The organism is Pseudomonas sp. 4CAES_32.4 (genome assembly GCF_058136335.1).
Window position 1 is genome coordinate 5,079,689 of record NZ_CM176882.1, and the last position, 24,951, is coordinate 5,104,639.

The window sequence follows — 24,951 nt, forward strand, 5'->3', positions numbered from 1 at the left end:
GATCCTCTCTTAGTTAGTGTTCGCGGCGTTCTGTGCCAGATCGCTGTCGGCGCTCAACTCACGCACGGCGATATAACGTTCGCTGCGACGGGTGCGATCCAGCACCTGCCCTACCAATTGACCACATGCGGCGTCGATGTCTTCACCACGGGTGGTGCGGACAGTGACGTTGAAACCGGCCTGATGCAACTGATCCTGGAAACGACGGATCGCGTTGTTGCTCGGACGCTCGTACCCGGAGTGCGGGAACGGGTTGAACGGAATCAGGTTGATCTTGCACGGGATATCTTTCAGCAGCGCGATCATTTCGACGGCGTGCTCGACCTTGTCGTTGATGTCCTTGAGCAAGGTGTACTCGATGGTCAGCACACGCTTCTCGCCAAGGGCGGACATGTAGCGCTGGCACGACTCGAGCAGCATCTTAAGCGGATACTTCTTGTTGATCGGCACCAATTGGTTACGCAATGCGTCATTCGGTGCGTGCAGGGACAACGCCAGGGACACGTCGATGTGCTTGGCCAGCTCATCGATCATCGGCACCACACCCGAAGTGGACAGGGTCACGCGGCGCTTGGAGATCCCGTAGCCGAGGTCATCCATCATCAGATGCATGGCGGCGACGACGTTGTCGAAGTTCAACAGCGGCTCACCCATGCCCATCATCACCACGTTGGTGATGGCACGGTCGACGGTTGCCGGGACACTGCCGAAAGATTTGTTGGCAATCCACACCTGACCGATGACTTCGGCGGCGGTGAGGTTGCTATTGAAGCCTTGCTTGCCGGTGGAGCAGAAACTGCAATCCAGGGCACAGCCTGCCTGGGACGAAACGCACAGAGTGCCGCGTTTGCCCTGGGGAATGTACACGGTCTCGACGCAGCTGCCGGACGCCACGCGCACCACCCACTTACGGGTGCCGTCGCTGGAGATGTCCTCGCTGACCACTTCCGGACCACGGACCTCAGCAATGGCCTTGAGCTTGTCGCGCAGGGCCTTGCTGACGTTCGTCATGGCGTCGAAATCATCGACGCCAAAGTGGTGAATCCATTTCATTACCTGACCGGCACGGAAACGCTTCTCCCCGATTGAGTCGAAGAATTTTTCCATTTCCTGTTGAGTCAGACCCAGCAGGTTGGTTTTTACAGTCGATGTAGTCATGGATTCACCTTCACTCTTAAGCCAATGCTTAGCGAGTGGTTACTTCAGTAGCTGCGAAGAAGTACGAGATTTCACGAGCAGCTGCGGCTTCGGAGTCCGAACCGTGAACAGCGTTGGCGTCGATGGAATCAGCGAAGTCAGCGCGGATGGTGCCGGCAGCAGCTTCTTTAGGGTTGGTAGCGCCCATCAGCTCACGGTTCAGAGCGATAGCGTTTTCGCCTTCCAGAACCTGAACAACAACAGGACCGGAGATCATGAAAGCAACCAGGTCGCCGAAGAAACCACGAGCGCTGTGCTCAGCGTAGAAGCCTTCAGCTTCGGCTTTGGACAGTTGCTTCAGTTTCGAAGCTACAACGCGCAGGCCTGCTTTTTCGAAACGAGTGGTGATCTCGCCGATGACGTTTTTAGCAACAGCGTCAGGCTTGATGATGGAGAAAGTACGTTGAACAGCCATGGTGTAACTCCAGAAACGGTAATTTGCGAAAAATTAAACCCGCGAATTATACGCGGGTTCTTGGGTATTGCCTAACCTGCGAGACGATCAGTCCAATTCTTTGGCCCAGAGCTCCTGAACCGCTTCCAGCACCTTCTCGCCGACACGGCCAGAAGTGCTATCGAAGTCAGGCAGATCCAGGATCATCTGCTGCAGACGGACAAAACCTACAGAATACGGATCGACGCCGGCATGGGCCTCGGACAGTTCTTCTGCAATACGTTGAACATCATTCCAACCGTAGCTCATGACAGTCTTACCAGTCAGTGCGGCGCTTCAGCCGCATGGTTAAGCGAATATTTCGGAATCTCGACGGTGATGTCTTCTTCACCAACGATAGCCTGGCAAGCCAGACGCGATTGCGCTTCCAGTCCCCAGGCACGATCAAGGAAGTCTTCTTCCAGCTCGTCCGCCTCTTCCATCGAGTCGAAACCCTCGCGAATGATGCAGTGGCAGGTGGTGCAGGCGCAGACGCCGCCGCAGGCACTTTCCATCTCGATGTGGTGTTCGTGGGCCAGCTCGAGAATCGAGGTGCCGGGTGCAGCCTCGACGACCATGCCTTCAGGGCAGAACTTCTCGTGGGGCAGAAAAATGACCTGCGGCATCAGATATCCTCGATTTCATTCAGATTGCGCCCCGACAGAGCGGCTTTCACCGTCAGATCCATGCGGCGGGCAGCAAAAGCATCGGTCACTTGCGACAGACGTTTGGTCTGCTGCTCGATGGCGTAACCATCAGTACCTTTCATCAGTTCGGCCAGCTCCTGCACCTGCAGGTCGATAACCATGCGCTCTTCGGCGTCGAGCAAACGCTCGCCATCAACCTCGAGAGCACCCTGCACCGCTTCAATCAGGCGCTGGGCATCGACTTGCTGCTCGCGCAGAACGCGGGCGACCTTGTCGTCATTGGCGTGCTGAAACGAATCCTTAAGCATTTTGGCAATTTCGCCGTCGGTCAGACCGTAGGACGGCTTGACCTGGATGCTCGCCTCAACGCCCGAACCCAGTTCACGGGCGGAAACGCTGAGCAGACCGTCGGCATCGACCTGGAAGGTCACGCGAATTTTCGCTGCACCGGCCACCATCGCTGGAATGCCGCGCAATTCGAAGCGCGCCAGCGAGCGGCAGTCGCTGATCAGCTCGCGCTCGCCCTGCAATACGTGGATCGCCATGGCCGACTGGCCGTCTTTATAAGTCGTAAAATCTTGTGCGCGAGCGACGGGAATGGTGGTGTTACGCGGAATCACCTTCTCCATCAGGCCGCCCATGGTTTCCAGCCCCAGGGACAGTGGAATCACGTCGAGCAGCAGCAATTCGCCGCCATCACGCTTGTTGCCAGCCAGGGTATCGGCCTGGATCGCGGCACCGATGGCCACCACTTGATCTGGATCGATCTCGGTCAAAGGCTGACGACCAAAGGCTTCGGCAACGGCTTCGCGAACACGCGGAACGCGCGTCGAACCGCCAACCATGACCACGGCGTGCACGTCTTCCAACTCGATGCCGGAATCGCGAACGGCGCGACGGCAGGCTTTCAGGCTGCGCGCGACCATTGGCTCGATCAGCGCATCGAAGGCTTCGCGAGTCAGCGGCGCTTTCCAGTTGCCATAGACCACTTCAACGCTGGCCGCATCGGTCAGGGCTTCTTTGGCCGCACAAGCGGTTTGCAGCAGATTGCGTTGCGCGCCCGGATCGAGATCAGCGGACAGACCCGCGCTCTCGATGATCCAGCCGGCAATCGCGTGATCGAAGTCGTCGCCGCCCAGCGCGCTGTCGCCGCCAGTGGCCAAGACTTCGAAAACACCGCCAGTCAGACGCAGAATGGAGATATCGAAGGTGCCGCCGCCCAGGTCGTAAATGGCGACCAGACCTTCAGCATGCTGATCCAGACCGTACGCCACCGCAGCGGCAGTCGGCTCGTTGAGCAGACGCAGCACGTTCAGACCGGCGAGTTTGGCCGCATCTTTGGTGGCTTGACGCTGAGCATCGTCGAAATACGCCGGAACGGTGATCACCGCCCCCACCAATTCGCCACCCAAGGTCGCTTCAGCGCGCTGACGCAGGACCTTGAGGATATCGGCGGAGACTTCGACCGGGCTTTTCGGGCCCTGCACGGTGTCGATGAACGGCATGTGCGATTCGCCGCCGACAAAGCGGTACGGCAGTTGCTCGCCCAATTGCTTGACGTCGGACAGACCACGACCCATCAAGCGCTTGACCGACAGCACAGTGTTCAAAGGGTCGGAGGCGGCAGCCAGTTTGGCCGATTCGCCGACTTCGACGCGATCGGCGTGATAACGCACGGCGGACGGCAGGATGACCTGCCCGTTAGCGTCGGCCAGCGGCTCGGAAAGACCACTGCGCAATGCAGCGACCAGCGAATTGGTAGTGCCCAAGTCGATCCCCACAGCCAGGCGACGCTGGTGCGGTTGAGGACTTTGGCCGGGTTCGGCGATCTGCAGTAGAGCCATGGTAATCAGGTCTTGTCTGTCTATCAGGCGTGCAATCAGGGCAGCACTGGGTTAATCGTCGAGGCGCTCTTCTAACTGGCGCACTTCGTAGGTGAGCTTGTCGAGGAACTGCATGCGCCGCATCAGGCGTTCGGCCTGTTCGCGTTGCGCTGCATCATCCCAACAGGCTGCGAAGCTTTCGTTGAGTTCTTCCTGAGCCACCTTCAAGCGACGCTTGAATACCGCGACACCGTCGAGGTCGGCACTGTCCTGAAGGTCTTCGAGCTCTTCGCGCCATTGCATCTGCTGCAGAAGAAACTCGGGATCATGGACGGTGACTTCCATCGGCACTTCATGCCCGCTGATGGTCAGCAGGTAGCGTGCGCGCTGGGCCGGACTCTTGAGCGTCTGATAGGCGTCGTTGAGCCGCGCAGATTGCTCGAGTGCCGAGCGCTGCTCACGCTCGGAAGCATCGGCAAAGCGGTCAGGATGAACGCCGCGCGCCAACTCACGATAGCGCGTGGCCAACTGCTCGAGATCCAGACGGAAACTCGGTTGCAGCTCGAATAAAGCGAAATGACAAGGAATACCCACGACAAGCCTCAGATGTTGAAGCTTTCGCCGCAGCCACACTCACCGCGTACGTTGGGGTTGTTGAACTTGAAGCCTTCGTTCAACCCTTCCTTGACGAAATCGAGCTCGGTGCCGTCCAGGTAGGCCAGGCTTTTCGGGTCGATGATCACTTTTTCGCCGTGACTCTCGAACACCTGATCCTCTGCAACCACCTCGTCGACAAACTCCAGCACGTAGGCAAGGCCGGAACAGCCTGTGGTGCGAACACCCAGACGAATCCCTTCACCTTTGCCGCGCCCGTCGAGGGAGCGCCGCACGTGTCGAGCAGCCGCTTCTGTCATGCTGATAGCCATCGGTGACTCCTTACTCGTCGCCAAATCCAGAAAGTCAGATCAAGCCTTTCTTCTGCTTGTAATCGCGAACAGCCGCTTTGATAGCGTCTTCAGCCAGTACCGAGCAGTGAATTTTCACTGGCGGCAGGGCCAGTTCTTCGGCCAGCTGAGTGTTCTTGATGGTTTCTGCTTCGTCCAGGGTCTTGCCCTTCATCCACTCGGTAGCGAGGGAGCTGGAAGCGATAGCCGAACCGCAGCCGTAGGTCTTGAACTTGGCATCTTCGATGATGCCAGCGTCGTTGACCTTGATTTGCAGACGCATCACGTCGCCGCATGCCGGAGCACCAACCATGCCGGTGCCGACATCAGGATCTTCCGCGTTCATCTTGCCGACGTTGCGCGGGTTTTCGTAGTGGTCGATGACCTTTTCGCTGTAAGCCATGATTCTCAATCCTCACTCATCAGGGCCGCTCTTGAGACCCTGTAACTGCGCTGCGTAAACCGCCGCGTCGCTACAGGATCTGTATCCGGCGGCTTCTATATTTAGTGTGCCGCCCACTCGATTTTCGAGATATCGACGCCGTCTTTGTACATGTCCCACAGCGGCGACAGAGCGCGCAGCTTGGTAACGGCCTCGCAGACTTTCTGCGCGGCGTAGTCGATTTCTTCTTCGGTAGTGAAGCGACCGAAGGTGAAGCGGATCGAGCTGTGTGCCAGTTCGTCGTTGCGGCCCAGGGCGCGCAGTACGTACGAAGGCTCGAGCGACGCCGAGGTGCAGGCCGAACCGGACGATACCGCCAGATCCTTGAGCGCCATGATCAGCGACTCGCCTTCAACGTAGTTGAAGCTCAGGTTCAGGTTGTGCGGAACGCGGGCGGTCAGGCTGCCATTGACGTACAGCTCTTCCAGATGCTCGACCTGCTTGTAGAAACGGTCGCTCAAGGCTTTGATACGGACGTTTTCAGCAGCCATGTCTTCTTTGGCCACGCGGAACGCTTCGCCCATGCCAACAATCTGGTGAGTCGCCAGGGTGCCGGAACGCATGCCACGCTCGTGACCGCCGCCGTGCATGGTCGCTTCGATGCGCACACGCGGCTTGCGACTGACGTACAGCGCGCCGATGCCTTTAGGGCCGTAGGTTTTGTGAGCGGAGAACGACATCATGTCGACTTTCAGCTTCTGCAGGTCGATCTCGACCTTGCCAGTGGACTGAGCGGCGTCGACGTGGAACAGAATGCCCTTGGCGCGGAGCATTTCGCCGATCGCGGCGATGTCGTTAACGGTGCCGATTTCGTTGTTCACGTGCATCACGGAGACCAGGATGGTGTCTTCGCGCAGTGCAGCTTCAATCATCGCCGGTGTGATCAGACCGTCTTCGGTCGGCTCGAGATAGGTCACTTCGAAACCTTCACGCTCCAGTTGGCGCATGGTGTCGAGGACAGCCTTGTGCTCAATCTTCGAGGTGATCAGGTGCTTGCCCTTGGAGGCGTAGAAATGTGCCGCACCTTTGATTGCCAGGTTGTCGGATTCGGTAGCGCCCGAGGTCCAGACGATCTCGCGAGGGTCGGCGTTGACCAGATCGGCCACCTGACGACGGGCGTTTTCGACGGACTCTTCAGCTTTCCAGCCGAATACGTGGGAACGGGACGCCGGGTTACCGAAGTTTCCGTCAACCAGCAGGCATTCACTCATTTTTTGCGCAACGCGCGGATCGACCGGGGTGGTCGCAGAGTAATCAAGGTAAATCGGCAATTTCATGGACTATCTCCTAAATCAGGGCTGGCGTACCGCTAGCTCTTCGGCTGTCATTCGACGGCGGACGCTTCAATCTTGTCCAGGCGTGGCGCCTTGCTGTTGCAACGGCGCTGGTCCTGACGCTGGGCTACTTCTTGCACCTCACGGCGAGTTACAAGATCAGCCAAGCTGATACCACTTAGAAATTCGTGAATCTGCAGGCTCAAGTCGCACCACAGATGGTGAGTCAGGCACGTGTCGCCGGAATGGCAATCGCCTTGGCCCTGGCACTTTGTGGCATCAACCGATTCGTTTACTGCATCGATCACCTGGGCGACCTGGATGCCCTGCATGTCGCGGGACAATTGGTAGCCGCCACCCGGACCGCGAACGCTGGAAACCAGGTTGCTGCGGCGCAGCTTGGCGAACAGCTGCTCGAGGTAGGACAGGGAGATGCCTTGGCGCTCGGAGATATCGGCCAGGGACACGGGCCCGTGCTGCGCGTGCAACGCCAGGTCAAGCATGGCGGTCACGGCGTATCGGCCTTTTGTAGTCAGTCGCATGGACAGTTACCACGGAGTTCAGAATGGGGCGAGTATGCAATTCCCGAGTATTTAAGTCAACTTTAAGACCTAGTACTTTAGTCAGGATTACCCGCAAAAGAGCGCGCGAATGATAGCAGGGTCTGTGGCGTAATGGCACACCGGCTGCCGGATACCCCTGTAGGAGCTGCCGCAGGCTGCGATCTTTTGATTTTGCTCTTTAGAAAATCAAGGGATCGCAGCCTGCGGCAGCTCCTACAGGGGAATGTCAGCTCGCTTTGGATTCGTCTTTGCCTTTGACGCAGGCAAAGTCTTCCTCACGCAGCTCAGGCAGATCTTTCGCACAGTAATTGCTGCCCAGATCCTTCAAAGCGCCGCACATTCCTTCCAGCCGCCCGTCCACCGCTTGCAAGTGATCGAGCAACTGACCGATGGCGCGCGCCACCGGGTCGGGCATGTCTTCGCTGACGCCATAAGCATCGAAACCGATCTTCTCAGCCATGGCCTTGCGCTTGGCGTCCTGCTCTTCGTCAGATTTGACGATGATCCGCCCCGGGATACCCACAACCGTAGCGCCCGGCGGCACTTCTTTGGTCACCACGGCATTGGAACCGACCTTGGCACCGGCGCCGACCGTGAACGGGCCGAGCACTTTGGCGCCCGCGCCCACCACAACACCGTCGCCCAGCGTTGGATGGCGCTTGCCTTTGTTCCAACTGGTGCCACCCAGGGTCACACCCTGATAAATGGTTACGTCGTCGCCAATTTCGGCGGTTTCACCGATGACGATGCCCATGCCGTGGTCAATAAAGAAGCGTCGACCAACTTTTGCCCCCGGATGAATTTCGATACCGGTCAACCAGCGACCGAAGTTCGACACCAGCCGCGCCAGCCATTTCAGTTCGTTGCGCCACAGCATGCCGGCCAATCGATGAATCCAGATCGCATGCATGCCGGGGTAGCAGGTCAGGACTTCAAAAGCGTTACGCGCCGCCGGATCTCGATGGAATACGCTCTGGATATCTTCACGCAAACGCTCAAACATCATTTAGTCCTTCCGTTTAAGAAGCTCGCCACGGGCCGCTTTTTGGGTTTCCGTGAGGATGCCACGCAAAATATTCATTTCCGCTCGGCTGACCGAGCTGCGTCCGTACAACCGGCGCAGGCGCGCCATCAAGTGTCGCGGTTTTTCCGGATCGAGGAATTCGATGGCAACCAGCGTCTGCTCCAGGTGCTCATAAAAGCGCTCCAGCTCATCCATGGTCGCCAGCTCGGCGCTTTTCACCGAGGCCACTTCTTCTTTCTCGATCTTGCTCGGTTGACCTTGTGCGGCCAGCCAGGCCATGCGCACTTCATAGCTCAACACCTGCACCGCCGCGCCGAGGTTCAGCGAACTGAACTCCGGATCGGAGGGGATGTGCACGTGAAAGTGACATCGCTGCAGCTCGTCATTGGTCAGGCCGGAATCTTCACGGCCGAACACCAGGGCGATTTCGGCGCCCTGCCCGGCCTCCTCGACCACTTTGGTGCCGCACTCGCGCGGATCCAGCAGCGGCCAGGGAATACGACGATCACGGGCGCTGGTGCCGAGCACCAGATTGCAGCCGACCAAGGCGTCTTCCAGGGTGGCGACGACTTGCGCATTTTCAAGAATGTCACCGGCACCGGAGGCGCGAGCATCGGCCTCGTGGTGCGGAAACAGGCGCGGTTCGACCAGCACCAATCGCGACAGACCCATGTTTTTCATGGCGCGCGCGGCCCCGCCGATGTTGCCGGGGTGGCTGGTATTGACCAGGACGACACGAATGTTCTGCAGCAAGGGAGGCGCTCTCGGACACAGGAAAGGGGTGCAAATCTTACAGAACAGCCTACCGTTAAGCTATGAAAGCGAACAGCGTCCTTCACCTGAAGAAAAGTTCTGATAGAATGCGCGGCTTTCTTTAACAACCTTAGGTGACACATCCATGCAGCCCATGCTGAATATCGCGCTGCGCGCCGCCCGCAGCGCCAGTGAACTGATCTTCCGCTCCATCGAGCGCCTGGATACCATCAAGGTCGACGAAAAAGACGCCAAGGATTATGTATCCGAGGTCGATCGCGCCGCTGAACAGAAAATCATCGATGCCCTGCGCAAGGCTTACCCGAATCACTCGATCCAGGGTGAAGAGACTGGCCTGCACGCCGGCACTGGCATCGAAGGCGAAGAGTACCTGTGGATCATCGATCCGCTGGACGGCACCACCAACTTCCTGCGCGGCATTCCTCACTTCGCTGTCAGCATTGCCTGTAAGTACCGTGGTCGCCTGGAGCACGCAGTGGTTCTCGACCCGGTTCGCCAGGAAGAATTCACCGCCAGCCGTGGTCGCGGCGCTCAACTGAACGGTCGTCGCCTGCGCGTCAGCGGTCGCACCAGCCTCGACGGCGCCCTGCTGGGTACCGGCTTCCCGTTCCGTGACGACCAGATGGACAACCTCGACAACTATCTGGGCATGTTCCGCGCTCTGGTTGGCCAGACTGCCGGCATCCGCCGCGCCGGTTCGGCGAGCCTGGACCTGGCTTATGTCGCTGCCGGTCGTTTCGATGCATTCTGGGAGTCAGGTCTGTCCGAGTGGGACATGGCTGCAGGCGCCCTGCTGATTCAAGAAGCTGGCGGCCTGGTGAGCGACTTCACCGGCGGTCACGATTTCCTTGAAAAAGGCCACATCGTTGCCGGCAACACCAAATGCTTCAAGGCAGTTCTGACGGCGATCCAGCCGCACCTGCCGGCTTCGCTGAAGCGCTAAGCTTCAGGCGTAACGAAAAAAGCACCCTTCGGGGTGCTTTTTTTATGCCCGAATTTTCCATCATACCCAGTAGGAGCTGCCGAAGGCTGCGATCTTTTGATCCTGGTTTTTAAAAGACAAAGATCAAAAGATCGCAGCCTTCGGCAGCTCCTACAGTAGAGATCGGGTTTCCTGTGGGCACAAAAAAGCACCCCGCAGGGTGCTTCTTTTTAAAAACAGTCGGTCCTTACTGACCCGGCTCATTCTGCGACAGAATCAGCTTACCTTCCTTGTCGACCGGAATCTGGTTGCCCGGATCGCGATCCATCCGCACTTTGCCTTCCTTGCCATCGAGCGAGTAACGCACGTCGTAACCGACAACCTTGTCGCTGATGTCATTCACGGTGTTACAGCGAGTCTGGGTCGTGGTGTAGGTGTCGCGATTCTGCATACCTTCCTGCACCTTGTTACCGGCGTAACCGCCACCGACTGCGCCAGCCACCGTGGCGATCTTCTTGCCGGTGCCGCCGCCAACCTGATTACCCAGCAAACCACCGGCTACCGCACCGATTGCAGTGCCAAGAATCTGGTGCTGATCTTTGACCGGCGCCTGGCGGGTCACCGCTACATCCTTGCACACTTCACGTGGCGTCTTGATCTGTGTTTTAACCGGTTCAACGGCCAACACTTGCGCATACTCAGGGCCGCTTTTAACCAGGCTGTAGGTGGCAACAGCACCCCCGGCAGTCACACCGACAGCACCCAATACCGCACCAACCAGCAACGACTTGTTCACATGAACCTCCTGACCATCACATGCGGGACGCGCCCGCGCTTCTCCCAGCCTTGGAGCATAAAAAAAGGCGCGAGTTCAACTCGCGCCTTTCTTGGGCTGACAGCCGGGAAAGCGATGGCCGTTATGGACGGTCGTCGACTTCCTTCTCGGTGTTGGCCGGAGGAATCAGATCCTCGGTGCTCAGATTCAGCCAGATCAACACCACGTTGGCGATGTAGATCGACGAGTAAGTACCCGCCAGAACACCGATGAACAGGGCGATCGAGAAGCCGAACAGATTGTCACCGCCGAAGAACAGCAGTGCCGCGATCGCCAGCAAGGTGGAGATCGACGTCGCCATGGTCCGCAACAGGGTCTGAGTCGTCGAGATGTTGATGTTCTCGATCAGCGTAGCCTTGCGCAGAACACGGAAGTTCTCACGAACCCGGTCGAATACCACGATGGTGTCGTTCAGCGAGTAACCGATGATTGCCAGTACCGCCGCCAGTACCGTCAGGTCGAAGGTGATCTGGAAAAACGACAGGATACCGATGGTCACGATCACGTCGTGAATCAGCGAAACGATGGCGCCGACCGCGAACTTCCACTGAAAGCGGAAAGCCAGGTAGATCAGGATGCCGCCGAGCGCCAGCAGCATGCCGAGGCCGCCCTGGTCGCGCAGCTCTTCACCGACCTGCGGGCCGACGAACTCGACACGCTTGACCGTCGCCGGGTTGTCGCCACCGAGCTTCTGCAGCGCTTCCGCGACCTGATGGCCCAGCTGCGGGTCTTCACCCGGCATGCGCACCAGCAGATCGGTGGTTGCACCGAAGCTCTGCACGATGGCTTCGTGGTAACCCGAAGTCACCAGCTCTTCACGCACCTTGGTGACATCCGCTGGACGCTCGTAGGTCAGCTCGATGAGCGTACCGCCGGTGAAATCCAGGCCCCAGTTCATACCCTTGGTCACGACACTGAAAATAGCCAGCAACGTGAGAAACACTGTGACGCCGAACGCGAAGTTGCGAACGCCCATGAAGTTGATTGTACGTAACATGGCAGCCCCTTAAATCCACAACTTCTTGAAGTCACGTCCGCCAAAGATCAGGTTGACCATTGCGCGGGTCACCATGATGGCCGTGAACATCGAGGTAAAGATCCCGAGGGACATGGTCACTGCGAAACCTTTGACCGGGCCGGTGCCCATCGCAAAGAGAATCCCGCCGACCAACAAGGTAGTCAGGTTGGCGTCGAGAATCGCGGTGAATGCCCGGCCGAAGCCTTCGTTGATTGCACGCTGCACGGTCATGCCGGCGGCGATCTCTTCACGGATCCGCGAGAAGATCAGCACGTTGGCGTCGACCGCCATACCCATGGTCAGCACGATACCGGCGATACCCGGCAGGGTCAGTGTTGCACCCAGCAGCGACATCAGCGCCAGCAGCAGCACCATGTTCACCGCCAGTGCGACGGTGGCGATAATGCCGAAGAAGCGGTAGATGGCAATGATGAACAGCGACACGAACAGCATGCCCCACAGCGACGCATCGATACCTTTGGTGATGTTGTCAGCACCCAGGCTCGGGCCGATTGTGCGCTCTTCAGCGAAGTACATCGGTGCAGCCAGACCACCGGCACGCAGCAGCAGCGCCAGTTCGGACGACTCGCCCTGACCGTTCAGGCCAGTGATGCGGAACTGAGCACCCAGCGGCGACTGAATGGTCGCCAGGCTGATGATCTTTTTCTCTTCTTTGAACGTTTGCACCGCGACGTCTTTTTCGACGCCGTCGACCATCTGCTTGACGTAGGTGGTAACCGGACGCTGCTCGATGAAGATCACCGCCATGCTGCGACCAACGTTCGAGCGGGTTGCGCGGCTCATCAGCTCACCACCGTGACCATCCAGACGGATGTTCACTTCAGGTGTGCCGTGCTCGCCGAAACCGGCCTTGGCGTCGGTGACCTGGTCACCGGTGATGATCAGACCACGTTCGATCTGCGCAGGAGGACGATTGCCTTCACGGAACTCGAAAGTCTCGGAAGTGGCTTTCGAAGCACCCGGCTCTGCAGCCAGACGGAACTCAAGGTTGGCCGTCTTGCCGAGAATACGCTTGGCTTCGGCAGTGTCCTGCACGCCCGGCAGCTCAACCACGATGCGGTTGGCGCCCTGACGCTGGACGATCGGTTCGGCAACACCCAGCTCGTTGACGCGGTTACGTACCGTGGTCAAGTTCTGCTTGATGGAGTATTCACGGATTTCCGCCAGCTTGGCCGGGGTCATCGCCAGACGCAGTACCGGTTGACCGTTGAGGTCGGCCGGAACAATGTCGAAATCGTTGAAGTTCTTGCGGACCAGCGCACGGGCCTGTTCACGGGAGTCTTCATCGCTGAAGCCCAACTGAATGGCACCATTGAGCTGCGGCAGGCTGCGATAACGCAGTTTCTCTTTGCGCAGCAGGCTCTTGACGTCGCCTTCGTAGACTTTCAGGCGTGCATCGAGGGCTTTGTCCATGTCCACTTCCAGCAGGAAGTGCACACCACCGGACAAGTCCAGACCCAGCTTCATCGGGTGCGCGCCCAGATTGCGCAGCCATTGCGGGGTGGTCTGTGCCAGGTTCAGCGCGACGACGTAGTCATCACCCAACGCCTTGCGCACCACGTCTTTGGCCGGCAGCTGATCTTCAGCCTTGCTCAGACGGATCAGGCCGCCCTTGCCATTTGCCGCCAGCGTGGCTGCCTTGACGTTGATGCCGGACTCGTGAAGCGCGGTGCTTACGCGGTCCAGATCGGCTTGATTGACCTGCAGAGCCGTGCTGGCGCCGCTGATCTGAATAGCCGGGTCATCGGGGTATAGATTCGGAGCGGAATAAATCAGACCGATCGCCAGCACCGCCAGGATCAGAATGTATTTCCACAGAGGATATTTGTTCAGCATCACGCCGCCCGTTATGACGCGGGGCGCCTTGCGCGCCCCGTCGATTGAGTAGAAGTTGTTGCTCTTAGATCGCTTTCAGCGTGCCTTTTGGCAGCGTGGCAGCGATGGCGCCTTTCTGGAACTTCATTTCCACGGTGTCGGAAACTTCCAGAACCACGAAGTCATCGGCCACTTTGGTGATCTTGCCGGCGATGCCGCCAGTGGTCACAACTTCGTCGCCCTTCTGCAGGCTGCTCAGCAGGTTCTTCTGCTCTTTGGCGCGCTTGGCCTGTGGACGCCAGATCATCAGGTAGAAGATGACCAGGAAGCCGACCAGGAAAATCCACTCGAAGCCGCCGCCCATTGGGCCGGCAGCAGCCGGTGCAGCCGCGTCAGCCATGGCGTTAGAGATAAAAAAGCTCATTTAGCACTCCAGTTGCAAATGTTGAATCTTGGGGTCAGAAAACTCAGTCCAAAGGCGGAACGGGGAGCCCGCGTTTGGCGTAGAAGGCATCGACAAAGGCGGCCAATGTACCCTGTTGAATAGCCTCGCGCAAACCAGCCATCAGCACCTGATAATGGCGCAAGTTATGGATGGTATTGAGCATGCTGCCGAGCATTTCGCCGCACTTGTCCAGGTGATGCAGATAAGCGCGCGAGAAGTTCTGGCAGGTATAGCAATCGCAGGTCGGATCCAGCGGCGATTCATCATGGCGATGGAACGCGTTACGGATCTTCAGCACGCCTGTATCAATGAACAGATGCCCATTGCGGGCATTACGGGTTGGCATCACGCAATCGAACATGTCCACACCGCGGCGCACACCCTCAACCAGATCTTCCGGTTTGCCAACGCCCATAAGGTAACGAGGTTTGTCAGCCGGCATCATGCCCGGCAGATAATCCAGCACTTTGATCATTTCGTGCTTCGGTTCGCCCACCGACAGACCGCCAATGGCCAGGCCATCGAAGCCGATCTTGTCGAGGCCTTCGAGCGAGCGCATGCGCAGATTCTGGTGCATGCCGCCCTGAACGATACCGAACAACGCTGCGGTGTTTTCACCGTGGGCATTTTTCGAACGCTGGGCCCAGCGCAGCGACAACTCCATCGAAACGCGCGCGACATCTTCGTCAGCCGGGTACGGCGTGCATTCGTCGAAGATCATCACGATGTCGGAACCGAGATCGCGTTGAACCTGCATCGATTCTTCCGGCCCCATGAACACTTTGGCGCCGTCGACCGGGGAGGCGAAGGTCACGCCCTCCTCCTTGATCTTGCGCATCGCGCCGAGGCTGAACACCTGGAAGCCACCGGAATCGGTGAGGATCGGGCCTTTCCACTGCATGAAATCGTGCAGGTCGCCGTGCTCCTTGATCACCTGAGTGCCGGGACGCAGCCACAGGTGGAAGGTGTTGCCCAGAATGATTTCCGCGCCAGTGGCGACGATGTCACGCGGCAACATGCCCTTGACCGTGCCGTAAGTGCCCACCGGCATGAACGCCGGGGTCTCGACGGTGCCACGGGGGAAGGTCAGGCGACCACGACGAGCCTTGCCATCGGTGGCAAGGAGCTCAAAGGACATTCGACATTCGCGACTCATTCTGTTTCCTCTGGGCCTGTTTCTTTAGGGGCAGTCGGTGCGGGATTGCGGGTGATGAACATCGCATCACCGTAGCTGAAAAAGCGGTAACCGTTGTCGACGGCAGCCTTGTAGGCGGCCATGGTTTCGGGATAACCGGCGAACGCGGAAACCAGCATCAGCAGCGTGGATTCCGGCAAATGGAAATTGGTCACCAAGGCGTCGACCACATGGAACGGCCGGCCCGGGAAGATAAAGATATCGGTGTCGCCACTGAACGGCTTGAGCACGCCATCGCGCGCCGCACTTTCCAGCGAACGCACGCTGGTGGTGCCGACCGCGATCACTCGACCGCCGCGCGCACGGCATGCCGCGACCGCATCGACCACGTCCTGGCCGACTTCCAGCCATTCGGTATGCATGTGGTGATCTTCAAGCTTCTCGACGCGCACTGGCTGGAACGTCCCCGCGCCAACGTGCAGCGTGACGAATGCGGTCTCGACGCCCTTGGCGGCAATCGCTTCCATCAGCGACTGATCAAAATGCAGCCCTGCGGTCGGCGCCGCCACCGCGCCCAAGCGCTCGGCGTACACGGTCTGATAACGCTCGCGATCCGAGCCTTCGTCCGGGCGGTCTATATAAGGAGGCAACGGCATGTGCCCGACGCGATCGAGCAGCGGCAGCACTTCTTCAGCGAAGCCCAGTTCGAACAACGCATCGTGACGCGCAAGCATTTCTGCCTCGCCACCGCCGTCGATAAATATCTTCGAACCCGGCTTCGGCGATTTGCTGGAACGCACATGGGCCAGCACGCGGTGCGTATCGAGCACCCGCTCAACGAGGATTTCCAGCTTGCCGCCGGACGCTTTCTGCCCGAACAGCCGCGCCGGAATCACCCGGGTATTGTTGAACACCATCAAATCGCCCGGGCGCAAGTGCTCGAGCAAATCAGTGAATTGACGGTGTGCGAGGGCGCCGCTCGGCCCATCAAGGGTCAGCAGGCGACTACCGCGACGCTCGGCCAAAGGGTGGCGGGCGATCAGCGAATCAGGGAGCTCGAAAGTAAAGTCAGCAACGCGCATGATGGGGTTCGTCTAGCAGGGCCGGAAAGTCTAGCGGAAATATTGAAAATTCTCTATGTACCTGATTGACCGACGGTAATCTCATCTCTATACTTCGCCGCCATTGAGCCCTGATGGCGGAATTGGTAGACGCGGCGGATTCAAAATCCGTTTTCGAAAGGAGTGGGAGTTCGAGTCTCCCTCGGGGCACCAAAATTAAGAAAGGTCTTGCTTAGCAAGGCCTTTTTTTTCGCCTGCCGGAAAGTGCCGACGGCCGCCCGGCGAGATCCCATAAAGGTCATCCATGGAAACGTCACTGGAAACAGTCGCCCTTTTCTCCCTCAAGCTCGCTTACGAGGAAGAAGGCTTGAGCCCGATTCTGCGGGACGACATGGTCATGGGTGATTATCAGAAAGACATTTTCGAGTTGTTGGTGCGCCGTGGCGATGTGGAGGCTATTCAGTTCAAGATGAATGAATGCCTGGGCTTGGCGATGACTGCCTTGGGCGGTGTCGAGAAACCGCTGGGACGCGAGTTGCACAAGTTGTCAGCCGACTTCTGCCAGGCGCAATCGCTGGAGCAGCTCGGTCAGCCGCTCCTCGCGCTCAAGGGTTACTTGAAGGACATTCTGTGATCGAACGGGGCGATCACTTGCGCACTTTCACCACTCGAATCTTGATCGGAAACCCACCCGCTCCCTTCAGCGTCTTCCATCCCACGTACTGGAATATCAAATCTTCGTCGATGGGGTCGCCCCGCTCTACCATTGGTCCACCCAGCACCGCGACTTCCTTATAGACGGCGCAGCTGCCCGAATTGGGGCCGACGACGTAGACCACATAGGGTTTGACGTATTGCACCGCGCGGAAATGTCGGCCGCACTTCCAGTCGACCGTAAGCATCAACGTCTTCAGATACGCTTCGCCATCCGTCTCCGATTCCTCGGCGAGTTCTTTGAGCTTGCCGATTCCGCCGACGTCTTTAAATCCCAAAGCCCGTGCGCGCTTGTATTCCGGGGATTTCTGGTGCTCGGCCTGAGCTTTGTAGTATTGCTCTTGAAGCTCTGCGACCAGGACCGGCTCTTCCTTGTTCCGGATCTCGAACGCTTGGGCAATGATGGTTTCGCAACGGGTATATTCGGGAGAGGCAAGGCTTGCCGGGACGAGGTGATCGCGGTGGACGTACAGCGTGTGATTCAAGCTGTCGACGCGGTTCATCGCTTGCCTGCTCGTCATGACCCCGCTTTGAACCCTGTTCACTACCTCCTGAAAACTCTGACAATCGGCGAGGTAGCCTTTCCAGGCGACCTCCGGGGTTTCATCCCAACCGGCGAGCGCCGGGGTCATTACGATGGCAAGCAGGAAAGCGCTGAGCAGGCGCGAGACAGAAGAAACCGTAGGCATGTGTAGTCCGTTACGCAGTTGAAGAAAGTGGCGCGAAGCTACTATTTTGCTATCTTGCCGTCCACATCGCTGGAGGCGTATCAACCGCCTCCGTTATCGGGCGCTCGGGAATAAATCAATGGATGCTGTGTTGTGCTTGCTGGTAATGGCCGGAACCTGGTTTTGGGTAGTGAAGCAACGGGGTGAGTGGAATTTGTGGGTTGCCAACCTCGCCGGTGCAGGAAGTAGCGTGGTGACCGGCATTGTTTTCACGCTTATTTATGGCGGACTGATTGGTACGTCGATGGCGACGCAGAATCTGGATCGCAGTCTTGTGGTTTTCATGACCAGCGCCGGCGTTCTGGCGGGTGTATGGATGTGGGTTGCCAATCGCCGCCAACCCGAACATCCGGTGGCACGGCAACTGTTGGGCGCGGTGTGTGGCTTTGCTGCCGGCATGACGACGCTCACGTTTCTGGCGGTGAATTATTTTCCCCACACTTGATTGGACGGCGCGCCTGTTTTGTTATCGTGCTGCGCAGCATTGGCGTTCACTTCGGACGTGCGTTGGTTTCAGATTTAGAAGTTTAAGGAAAGGATCGAATGGATTTTCTGCGTTTATTGGCCTTTGTCGCCACCTGGGGTTTCATGTGGCGCTGGGTCGTTAAGAACCGCGGTAGCTGGAATATTTTCTACGGCAATATCGTTGGCGTAGCAGGCGGCCTCATCGTGGGTTTAGTGGTGCTGTCGATCACGTTCTCGTTGTTTCCGTCGGCGCACACGCCCGAAGTGGCACAGACAGAAAGCGCGGTAACACAACCCGTCGAGCCCACTTCGTTGTTGCCGGAATCCGAATCAGCGTCGACGACCGTTGCCCTCGAAAACGCGCCCGCCTTCGCGGCAATCGAACCGGACAACACGCCCTCTCCGGCCGACTCCGCGCTGCTGCCGAACTACGCCAGCCGGGCGCCGAAGTCGATGTCGGAAAAATCCGTGCTCGAGCAAAGCGATGAGCAGGGTCGCAAGGCCTTGACCGCGCTGAGCAATAAACTCGGACACGATGCCGACAGCGACAAGTCGATGCTCGCTTATGTTATGTGCAGCCCGTTTGTCACCAGCACCCTGCGCTTCCCGGCTTCGGCACAATTTGCCGACAGCAAGTCGCTCACCACTCAGCGCTTCAAGGATCAGGTTTACACCTTCAGCAACATCCTGACCGCACGGAACATGAATGGCGACGATGTCAGCTACCGTTTCAATTGCTCGGTACAAGAAAAAGCGTCGTCCGAATGGACGCTGCTGAGTCTGAAACTGCAGAAAACCGACTCTTAAGCCTCGCTTAAGGGTTCAAGGCGCCGGCTGCGCTATCATCGCCGGCCTGTGCGCCTTGAGCTTGTCCCCGGATGTCCGCAACCCTTGATGACCTGACCCCGCTGCCAGCTGTTTTGGCCGGCCCGCTGCTGCGACGGCTGGAACCGACTCGGCTGGTGTTCTGGCTGGTCGGCACGCGCCGTTTGTCACTGACCCTGCGCCTGCAAGGTGCAGGAGACATTCCTCTCGACGCCGGGAAATGCACGGTGATTCCCGTAGGCCGCCAGGCGTTTGTTCATCTCATCGATGTATCTCTCGACAGCGCCCTGCCCTGCGACACGCAGATCGACTATGACCTGCTGATCGACAATGCAGAGGGTATCGCCAACTGGGCGCCGCACCTGCTGTACGGCAATTCGACAAGTCCGAATTTCGTCCTGCGCTCACGGATCGATCAACTGCTGCACGGCTCTTGCCGCAAGCCCCATCACCCGGCAACGGACGGTTTGTTGTGCGTCGATAAACTGCTGGCGACCGAAACCGATCCACAACAACGCCCCGCCCTGTTGATGATGAGTGGTGATCAGGTCTACGCCGACGATGTGGCCGGTCCGATGCTGCGCGCCATTCACGCGTTGATCGAACGCCTCGGCCTGTTCGACGAACACCTCGAAGGCGCGGTGGTCAGCGACAGCGCCAAGCTCTACGAACACCCGGCCAGTTATTACCATCGTGCGGATTTGTTACCGGCGCTGGAGAGCAACGAGACATTGCGCGAGCGATTTTTCGGCGGTGCGCGTAAGCCGATTTTCACCAGCAGCAGCGCTGACAATCACTTGGTGACCTTCGCCGAGGTGATGGCGATGTACCTGCTGGTGTGGTCTCCGACGGCTTGGTCGCTGATCGACCCGCAAGCTCCCGAACTGACGCCTGAGCGCCTCAAGCGCTACACGCTCGAACAGACGCGCATCGACGCCTTCAAGGCTGGCCAGGGCAACGTCGCCAGAGCGCTGGCGCATCTGCCGAGCCTGATGATTTTCGATGATCACGACATCACCGATGACTGGAACCTGTCTGCGCAGTGGGAGGAAACGGCCTACGGTCATCCGTTTTCCAAACGCATCATCGGCAATGCGCTGATTGCCTATATGTTGTGTCAGGGTTGGGGCAACAATCCCGACGCCTTCAAAGCTGTGATGGAGAAAACCCTCGCGCTGAGCGCCAGTGGCAATGACCAGTATCTCGACAGTCCGGTGCAGGATGATCTGATCGATGATCTGCTGCGCTTTCAGCAGTGGCATTTCGTGCTGCCGACGAGCCCGGCACTGGTGGTCATCGACACTCGCACCCGGCGCTGGCGCAGCGAAATGGCGCTCAAGCAACCTTCGGGGCTGTTGGATTGGGAGGCTTTGAGCGAGTTGCAACAGGAGCTGCTTGATCACCCCTCGGCCATCATCGTTTCCCCGGCACCGATCTTCGGCGTGAAGCTGATTGAAACCGTGCAAAAAGTGTTCAGTTGGTGCGGCCACCCACTGCTGGTCGACGCGGAAAACTGGATGGCCCATCGTGGCGCCGCTCAAGTGATCCTGAACATTTTCCGACACTCGCGGACACCGGGTAACTACGTAGTGCTGTCCGGCGATGTGCATTATTCCTTCGTCTACGAAGTGCTTATCCGACACCGCAAGGCCGGCCCGAGAATCTGGCAGATCACCAGCAGCGGCATCAAGAATGAGTTTCCGAAAACCCTGCTGGAATGGTTCGACCGCCTCAACCGCTGGCTCTATTCACCACGCTCACCGCTGAACTGGTTTACCAAACGCCGCCGCATGCGCATCGTGCCGTACACACCTGAACATGCTGAGGCAGGTGAACGGTTATGGAATTCGGCTGGGATCGGTCAGGTGTTTTTCAATGAGCAGGGGCAGCCACGCGAGATCATTCAGCACAATTCGAATGGCAAGGCGAAGACGCGGATGCTGGCGCCGGATCTGGCGGATTATCCGGACTAGAGGCTGTCCGTTGTGGGAGCGAGCTTGCTCACGATTGCGGTCTAGCATTCAGCATTAATGTCGACTGTGACGACGCCTTCGCGAGCAAGCTCGCTCCCACAGGGTTATCGGATATCCATTAACTGGCGGAAACAATCCGTCCAATTCCTCTGACAATCATCTCCACCTCCCGCTCATCAATCGTCAACGGTGGCAGCAGCCGTATCGTCTTGCCACGGGTGACGTTGATCAACAGCCCATGATCCCGCGCGGCGATCAGCGTCAGGTCACGCACCGGTTGTTTCAACTCGATGCCGATCATCAAGCCCTGCCCACGAATCGCCAACACATTGGGATTGTCCGCCAGCTCTGCCCGCAGCCGGGTCAACAGACGTTCCCCTTGAATCCGGGCATTTTCCAGCAGCCCCTGTTCTTCGATGATGTCCAGCACTGTGCAAGCCACCCGGCAGGCCAGCGGATTGCCGCCGAAGGTGCTGCCATGGCTCCCGGGCGTAAACAGATCTGCCGCCCTACCCCGCGCCAGGCAAGCGCCGATCGGCACGCCATTGCCCAGCCCTTTTGCCAGCGTCATCACGTCCGGAACGATGCCTTCATGCTGGAATGCAAACCAACGCCCGGTGCGACCGATACCGGTCTGAATTTCATCGAGCATCAGCAGCCATGCATGACGATTGCACAGTTCGCGCAGGGCTTTCAGATAACCGGGCGGCGCCAGTTGCACGCCACTTTCGCCCTGAATCGGCTCGACCAGAATGGCCACGATGCGCTCGCCGTGCTTTTGCTGCACCCGCTCGAGCGCCGCGAGATCGCCGAACGGCACTTTGGCGAAGTCTCCCGGTAACTCGTTGAAACCCAGCCGCACCGCCGGGCCATCGCTGGCCGACAAAGTGCCAAGCGTGCGGCCATGGAAGGCGTTGGCCATGACCACCACCAGCGGCTGTTCGATACCCTTGCGCCAGCCGTACAAACGCGCGAGTTTGAGCGCGGTTTCATTGGCCTCGGCGCCAGAGTTATTGAAGAACGCTCGCGCCATTCCCGACAGCTCGGTCAGCCGTTTGGCCAACTGTTGCTGCCAGTCGATGCTGTACAGATTCGAGGTGTGCAGCAGCAATCCCGCCTGCTCGCTGATCGCTGAAACAATCCGCGGGTGCGAGTGGCCGACGTTGGTCACCGCCACACCGGCCACCGCATCCAGGTACTCGCGACCGGCCTGATCCCACAGGCGGGTGCCGAGGCCTTTGGTGAAACTCAGGGCCAGCGGTTGGTAGGTGTTCATCAGGGCGGCGGTCATGACTTCAAACTCCAGTGAAGGTCGGTGTACTGGCAGTATGGTTAGCCACCTAAACTGGATAAACTCGGGAAAACTTCATTCATTTAAAAGCAGAGCTTGATAATGGACCTGTTCCAGTCGATGAGCGTCTACGTCAAAGTCGTCGAAGGCGGAAGCATGACCGCGGCCGCGCTGCAGTGCGACATGTCGACGACCATGGTCGGCAATCACCTGCGCGCGCTGGAGCAGCGTCTCGGTGTGCAATTACTGCAACGCACCACCCGGCGTCAGCGGCTCACCGAATTCGGCAGCGTTTATTACCAGCGTTGTCTGGATGTCTTGGGACTGGTGGCCGACTCCGAACGCCTTGCCGAACAGGCCCTCGATGAGCCACGCGGTCTGCTGCGTATTACCGCGCCGCTAACATTTGGCGTAGAACGCCTGGCACCGGCGCTCAGCGAGTTCTCCCTGCAATACCCTCAGGTCAAAATGGATGTGGTGCTGACCAACAGCCGCCCGGACCTGCTGGAAAGTGGTCTGGATGTGGCGTTTCGGTTGGGTCACTTCGAAGAGTCAAACCTGATCGCCCGTCCCTTGATCGACTACACCCTGACCGTATGCGCCTCCCCGGAATACGTCGCCCGTCGCGGCATGCCGCAAACCCCGGAAGACCTGCGACTGCACGACTGCCTGTCATTCGCCTACCCCTCCGGCGACGATTGGCAATCCGTGGAAAAACGCTGGCGCCTCAGCGGCCCCAACGGGGAAATACTCGTCGACGTCAGCGGACCGATGCTGATGAATACGTCTGCTGGCCTGCATCAGGCCGCGCGCACCGGCATGGGCATCGTCATGTTGCCCGATGCACTGGTGGAACAGGATCTGCGCGACGGCAAACTGGTGACCGTCATCCCCGACTTCCAACCGCCCAGCCGTCCTCTGCACTTGTTGTACGCACCGGATCGCTATCGCTTGCCGAAGCTGCGCCGGTTTGTCGAATTTGCGATGCAGACGTGGGGCAGATCTTGATGCCGCTTGAAATGCCCGCGCCTGAAATAGCGAACGTCGGGAAAAAACTCGACCGGCAGACCGTTGCTCCGTGACAACGCCGCCGCGCTCCCCTAAATTAGTCGGCCTGAAAAAGCCCTCGGGCTTGCTCATCTCAACTCAAGTTAAAAAGTAGTGAAATTTCAATGTCCGATTTCAACACCGCTGAATCCGTAGTCACCGAATCGTCCAAAGCGGAATACGAAAACTCCATCAATCTTTCACAACACCTTCCACAAGCCAAAATCATCAGCGAAATGGTCCTGGATGCGTTCCAGTCGACCCGTGAAAGCGACCAGATCCGCGAGCTGCGCGCCGCGATCCGTCAGGCTCACGACAGCTTCGATGATGACAAGGCCTACGAGCTGATGGGCGAACTCAAGGCGCTGAAAGACGCCGAAGCTGCCGACCTTGCAGCCTTGGAAGACCTCAGCAGCAAGTTCTCGATAGGCCGTATCCTGTCGAGCTTCAAGGACGATCCGGCGTTCCAGGAAATCGTCTATGGCCTAGCCCTCAAAGTGCTGAACCAGACCCATCAGGCGATCAGCAATCCGAGCGGTGGCAAGAGCAAAGCGGCGAAGAAGAAAGAAGTCGAAATCTTCACCATCAGCAAGGACGGCACCAGCGTGACCCTGCCACTGCGTACTCCGCGTTCGCGTCTGAACGTCGACCGTGAAGCGCTGGAGTTCCTCGGTTTCACCTTCGTCGGTGAAGGCGAAGAAGCGGAACTGGAAAGCGAAGTCTTCGTTGATAACGACGGCACTGAGCAGGCGGTGAACCGCAAGAACATCATCACCGCCCTGCAAAAGCAGACCGCGTTCGATGGCTACAGCATCGCCGCGCAGTAAGAGCGCAGCGTCAAACGAAAAAGCCCCGCACTGAGATTCAGGCGGGGCTTTTTGTTTTCTGGCGTTCGGTGATTACGCGCCTGAATGCAAAGCGGCGATCATGTCGACCTCGATCGCCGCGTTCTTCGGCAACTGATACACACCAATGGTGGTGCGGGTGTGTCGGCCAGCATCGCCAAGCACATGGCTGAACACGTCCGAAGCACCATTGGCCACTTCACTCAGATCGACAAAATCAGGCGTCGACTTCACGTACACGGTCACCCGCAACAGCGCCTTGATCTTGTCCAGCGAACCAACCGCATCAACGATCAGCGCCAGGCAACGCATCGCGCTGATACTCGCAGCAGCTTGCGCATCCTTGAGCGTCAACTCCAGCCCGACACGGCCCGGATACTGAATCTTGCCGTGGGTGCGCGGCACCATGCCGCTGATATACAACTCATCGTGATGACGGATCAGCGGCGCGTAATTGCCGCCGGCAGTGTTCTCACCGTAAATGTCATAGTTCAGCTCTTGGGCCAGGGCAATAAAACGCTCGTCGCAGCTCATCCTCTCAGTCATTTCGCCCAGCCTTTTGATCAGTGCATGAAGAAACGTAGATGACCAGTTGAGCACCCCCGAAGGCTGGGGCTATAACCGACATGGATCCAAATCTAGGTCTTTTACCCAGCATCCGCAACCAGGGATGACAGAAACAAAAAACCC

The 24,951-nt window shown here is 58.4% G+C and carries 28 protein-coding genes and 1 tRNA gene; 8 read left to right on the plus strand and 21 right to left on the minus strand.

Annotated elements, in window-relative coordinates:
• Positions 1-9: 9 nt before the first annotated feature.
• The 12 genes from rlmN to trmJ all read right to left on the minus strand — a co-directional run bounded on the left by rlmN (position 10) and on the right by trmJ (position 9,100).
• Positions 10-1,158 (minus strand): dual-specificity RNA methyltransferase RlmN, encoded by a 1,149-nt coding sequence (gene rlmN, locus AC3Y64_RS22750; RefSeq protein ID WP_025109218.1) that lies wholly within the window; start codon positions 1,156-1,158, stop codon positions 10-12.
• 28 nt (positions 1,159-1,186) lie between these two features.
• Positions 1,187-1,612: a nucleoside-diphosphate kinase gene (ndk, locus tag AC3Y64_RS22755; protein WP_007916882.1), complete on the minus strand. Its 426-nt coding sequence runs from the start codon at positions 1,610-1,612 to the stop codon at positions 1,187-1,189.
• Positions 1,613-1,699: 87 nt separating this feature from the next.
• Entirely contained in the window at positions 1,700-1,900 is a 201-nt protein-coding gene (iscX, locus tag AC3Y64_RS22760; RefSeq protein ID WP_489985337.1) for a Fe-S cluster assembly protein IscX, read from the minus strand.
• Between the two features lie 14 nt (positions 1,901-1,914).
• Positions 1,915-2,256, minus strand: a complete 342-nt coding sequence (gene fdx / locus AC3Y64_RS22765) for an ISC system 2Fe-2S type ferredoxin (protein ID WP_007916885.1) — start codon at positions 2,254-2,256, stop codon at positions 1,915-1,917.
• Positions 2,256-4,121, minus strand: a complete 1,866-nt coding sequence (gene hscA, locus AC3Y64_RS22770) for a Fe-S protein assembly chaperone HscA (protein WP_489985338.1) — start codon at positions 4,119-4,121, stop codon at positions 2,256-2,258. Before hscA ends, fdx begins: the two co-directional genes overlap by 1 nt.
• Positions 4,122-4,172: 51 nt before the next feature.
• Entirely contained in the window at positions 4,173-4,694 is a 522-nt protein-coding gene (gene hscB / locus AC3Y64_RS22775) for a co-chaperone HscB (protein ID WP_008084660.1), read from the minus strand.
• 8 nt (positions 4,695-4,702) lie between these two features.
• A complete protein-coding gene (gene iscA / locus AC3Y64_RS22780; protein WP_003227904.1) occupies positions 4,703-5,026 on the minus strand; it encodes an iron-sulfur cluster assembly protein IscA in 324 nt (107 codons plus the stop codon).
• A 34-nt stretch (positions 5,027-5,060) separates the two neighbouring features.
• Complete coding sequence (iscU, locus tag AC3Y64_RS22785; RefSeq protein WP_007916892.1) at positions 5,061-5,447, minus strand: Fe-S cluster assembly scaffold IscU; 387 nt, start codon at positions 5,445-5,447, stop codon at positions 5,061-5,063.
• A gap of 101 nt (positions 5,448-5,548) precedes the next feature.
• Entirely contained in the window at positions 5,549-6,763 is a 1,215-nt protein-coding gene (locus tag AC3Y64_RS22790) for an IscS subfamily cysteine desulfurase (protein WP_158960936.1), read from the minus strand.
• A 47-nt stretch (positions 6,764-6,810) separates the two neighbouring features.
• Positions 6,811-7,302 (minus strand): Fe-S cluster assembly transcriptional regulator IscR, encoded by a 492-nt coding sequence (gene iscR / locus AC3Y64_RS22795; RefSeq protein ID WP_003227911.1) that lies wholly within the window; start codon positions 7,300-7,302, stop codon positions 6,811-6,813.
• 247 nt (positions 7,303-7,549) lie between these two features.
• Positions 7,550-8,326 (minus strand): serine O-acetyltransferase, encoded by a 777-nt coding sequence (gene cysE / locus AC3Y64_RS22800; RefSeq protein ID WP_007916901.1) that lies wholly within the window; start codon positions 8,324-8,326, stop codon positions 7,550-7,552.
• Between the two features lie 3 nt (positions 8,327-8,329).
• Positions 8,330-9,100: a tRNA (cytosine(32)/uridine(32)-2'-O)-methyltransferase TrmJ gene (gene trmJ / locus AC3Y64_RS22805; protein WP_008084663.1), complete on the minus strand. Its 771-nt coding sequence runs from the start codon at positions 9,098-9,100 to the stop codon at positions 8,330-8,332.
• Between the two features lie 145 nt (positions 9,101-9,245).
• On the opposite strand from trmJ, the gene suhB reads away from it, so the two are divergent.
• Positions 9,246-10,064 carry a type III secretion system regulator SuhB gene (gene suhB / locus AC3Y64_RS22810; protein ID WP_016773320.1) on the plus strand — a complete coding sequence of 273 codons (819 nt, stop codon included), beginning with the start codon at positions 9,246-9,248 and terminating at the stop codon, positions 10,062-10,064.
• 226 nt (positions 10,065-10,290) lie between these two features.
• Here suhB and AC3Y64_RS22815 read toward each other — a convergent pair whose 3' ends face one another.
• The 6 genes from AC3Y64_RS22815 to queA all read right to left on the minus strand — a co-directional run bounded on the left by AC3Y64_RS22815 (position 10,291) and on the right by queA (position 16,394).
• On the minus strand, positions 10,291-10,839 hold the full coding sequence (locus tag AC3Y64_RS22815) for a glycine zipper 2TM domain-containing protein (RefSeq protein ID WP_008084667.1): 549 nt from the start codon (positions 10,837-10,839) through the stop codon (positions 10,291-10,293).
• A gap of 121 nt (positions 10,840-10,960) precedes the next feature.
• Positions 10,961-11,875 (minus strand): protein translocase subunit SecF, encoded by a 915-nt coding sequence (secF, locus tag AC3Y64_RS22820; protein WP_250606270.1) that lies wholly within the window; start codon positions 11,873-11,875, stop codon positions 10,961-10,963.
• 9 nt (positions 11,876-11,884) lie between these two features.
• Positions 11,885-13,753 (minus strand): protein translocase subunit SecD, encoded by a 1,869-nt coding sequence (gene secD / locus AC3Y64_RS22825; protein WP_489985339.1) that lies wholly within the window; start codon positions 13,751-13,753, stop codon positions 11,885-11,887.
• Positions 13,754-13,817: 64 nt separating this feature from the next.
• Entirely contained in the window at positions 13,818-14,156 is a 339-nt protein-coding gene (gene yajC, locus AC3Y64_RS22830; RefSeq protein WP_007916913.1) for a preprotein translocase subunit YajC, read from the minus strand.
• 43 nt (positions 14,157-14,199) lie between these two features.
• Positions 14,200-15,315, minus strand: coding sequence for a tRNA guanosine(34) transglycosylase Tgt (gene tgt / locus AC3Y64_RS22835; RefSeq protein ID WP_163004910.1), 1,116 nt, complete (start codon positions 15,313-15,315; stop codon positions 14,200-14,202).
• 14 nt (positions 15,316-15,329) lie between these two features.
• The gene (gene queA, locus AC3Y64_RS22840; protein WP_489985340.1) at positions 15,330-16,394 is read right to left on the minus strand and encodes a tRNA preQ1(34) S-adenosylmethionine ribosyltransferase-isomerase QueA; all 1,065 of its coding nucleotides are present in this window, start codon (positions 16,392-16,394) and stop codon (positions 15,330-15,332) included.
• Positions 16,395-16,501: 107 nt separating this feature from the next.
• On the opposite strand from queA, the gene AC3Y64_RS22845 reads away from it, so the two are divergent.
• Positions 16,502-16,586: transfer RNA gene (locus AC3Y64_RS22845), tRNA-Leu, on the plus strand.
• Between the two features lie 91 nt (positions 16,587-16,677).
• A complete protein-coding gene (locus tag AC3Y64_RS22850; RefSeq protein WP_489985341.1) occupies positions 16,678-17,007 on the plus strand; it encodes a hypothetical protein in 330 nt (109 codons plus the stop codon).
• Between the two features lie 13 nt (positions 17,008-17,020).
• Here AC3Y64_RS22850 and AC3Y64_RS22855 read toward each other — a convergent pair whose 3' ends face one another.
• Positions 17,021-17,776 carry a hypothetical protein gene (locus AC3Y64_RS22855; protein WP_489985342.1) on the minus strand — a complete coding sequence of 252 codons (756 nt, stop codon included), beginning with the start codon at positions 17,774-17,776 and terminating at the stop codon, positions 17,021-17,023.
• A 118-nt stretch (positions 17,777-17,894) separates the two neighbouring features.
• Between AC3Y64_RS22855 and AC3Y64_RS22860 the strand changes: the two genes are divergently transcribed.
• From AC3Y64_RS22860 to AC3Y64_RS22870, 3 genes are all read left to right on the plus strand, one after another.
• On the plus strand, positions 17,895-18,260 hold the full coding sequence (locus AC3Y64_RS22860) for a hypothetical protein (protein WP_158958306.1): 366 nt from the start codon (positions 17,895-17,897) through the stop codon (positions 18,258-18,260).
• A 98-nt stretch (positions 18,261-18,358) separates the two neighbouring features.
• On the plus strand, positions 18,359-19,087 hold the full coding sequence (locus AC3Y64_RS22865; protein WP_489985343.1) for a hypothetical protein: 729 nt from the start codon (positions 18,359-18,361) through the stop codon (positions 19,085-19,087).
• 71 nt (positions 19,088-19,158) lie between these two features.
• Complete coding sequence (locus AC3Y64_RS22870) at positions 19,159-21,078, plus strand: alkaline phosphatase D family protein (RefSeq protein ID WP_489985344.1); 1,920 nt, start codon at positions 19,159-19,161, stop codon at positions 21,076-21,078.
• A gap of 118 nt (positions 21,079-21,196) precedes the next feature.
• On the opposite strand, the gene AC3Y64_RS22875 is transcribed toward AC3Y64_RS22870, so the two are convergent.
• A complete protein-coding gene (locus tag AC3Y64_RS22875; RefSeq protein ID WP_489985345.1) occupies positions 21,197-22,369 on the minus strand; it encodes an aspartate aminotransferase family protein in 1,173 nt (390 codons plus the stop codon).
• A 102-nt stretch (positions 22,370-22,471) separates the two neighbouring features.
• Between AC3Y64_RS22875 and AC3Y64_RS22880 the strand changes: the two genes are divergently transcribed.
• The gene (locus AC3Y64_RS22880; protein ID WP_489985346.1) at positions 22,472-23,377 is read left to right on the plus strand and encodes a LysR family transcriptional regulator; all 906 of its coding nucleotides are present in this window, start codon (positions 22,472-22,474) and stop codon (positions 23,375-23,377) included.
• A 164-nt stretch (positions 23,378-23,541) separates the two neighbouring features.
• Positions 23,542-24,243 carry a hypothetical protein gene (locus tag AC3Y64_RS22885; protein WP_489985347.1) on the plus strand — a complete coding sequence of 234 codons (702 nt, stop codon included), beginning with the start codon at positions 23,542-23,544 and terminating at the stop codon, positions 24,241-24,243.
• 72 nt (positions 24,244-24,315) lie between these two features.
• Here AC3Y64_RS22885 and AC3Y64_RS22890 read toward each other — a convergent pair whose 3' ends face one another.
• Positions 24,316-24,807 carry a RidA family protein gene (locus AC3Y64_RS22890; RefSeq protein WP_489985348.1) on the minus strand — a complete coding sequence of 164 codons (492 nt, stop codon included), beginning with the start codon at positions 24,805-24,807 and terminating at the stop codon, positions 24,316-24,318.
• Positions 24,808-24,951: the final 144 nt, after the last annotated feature.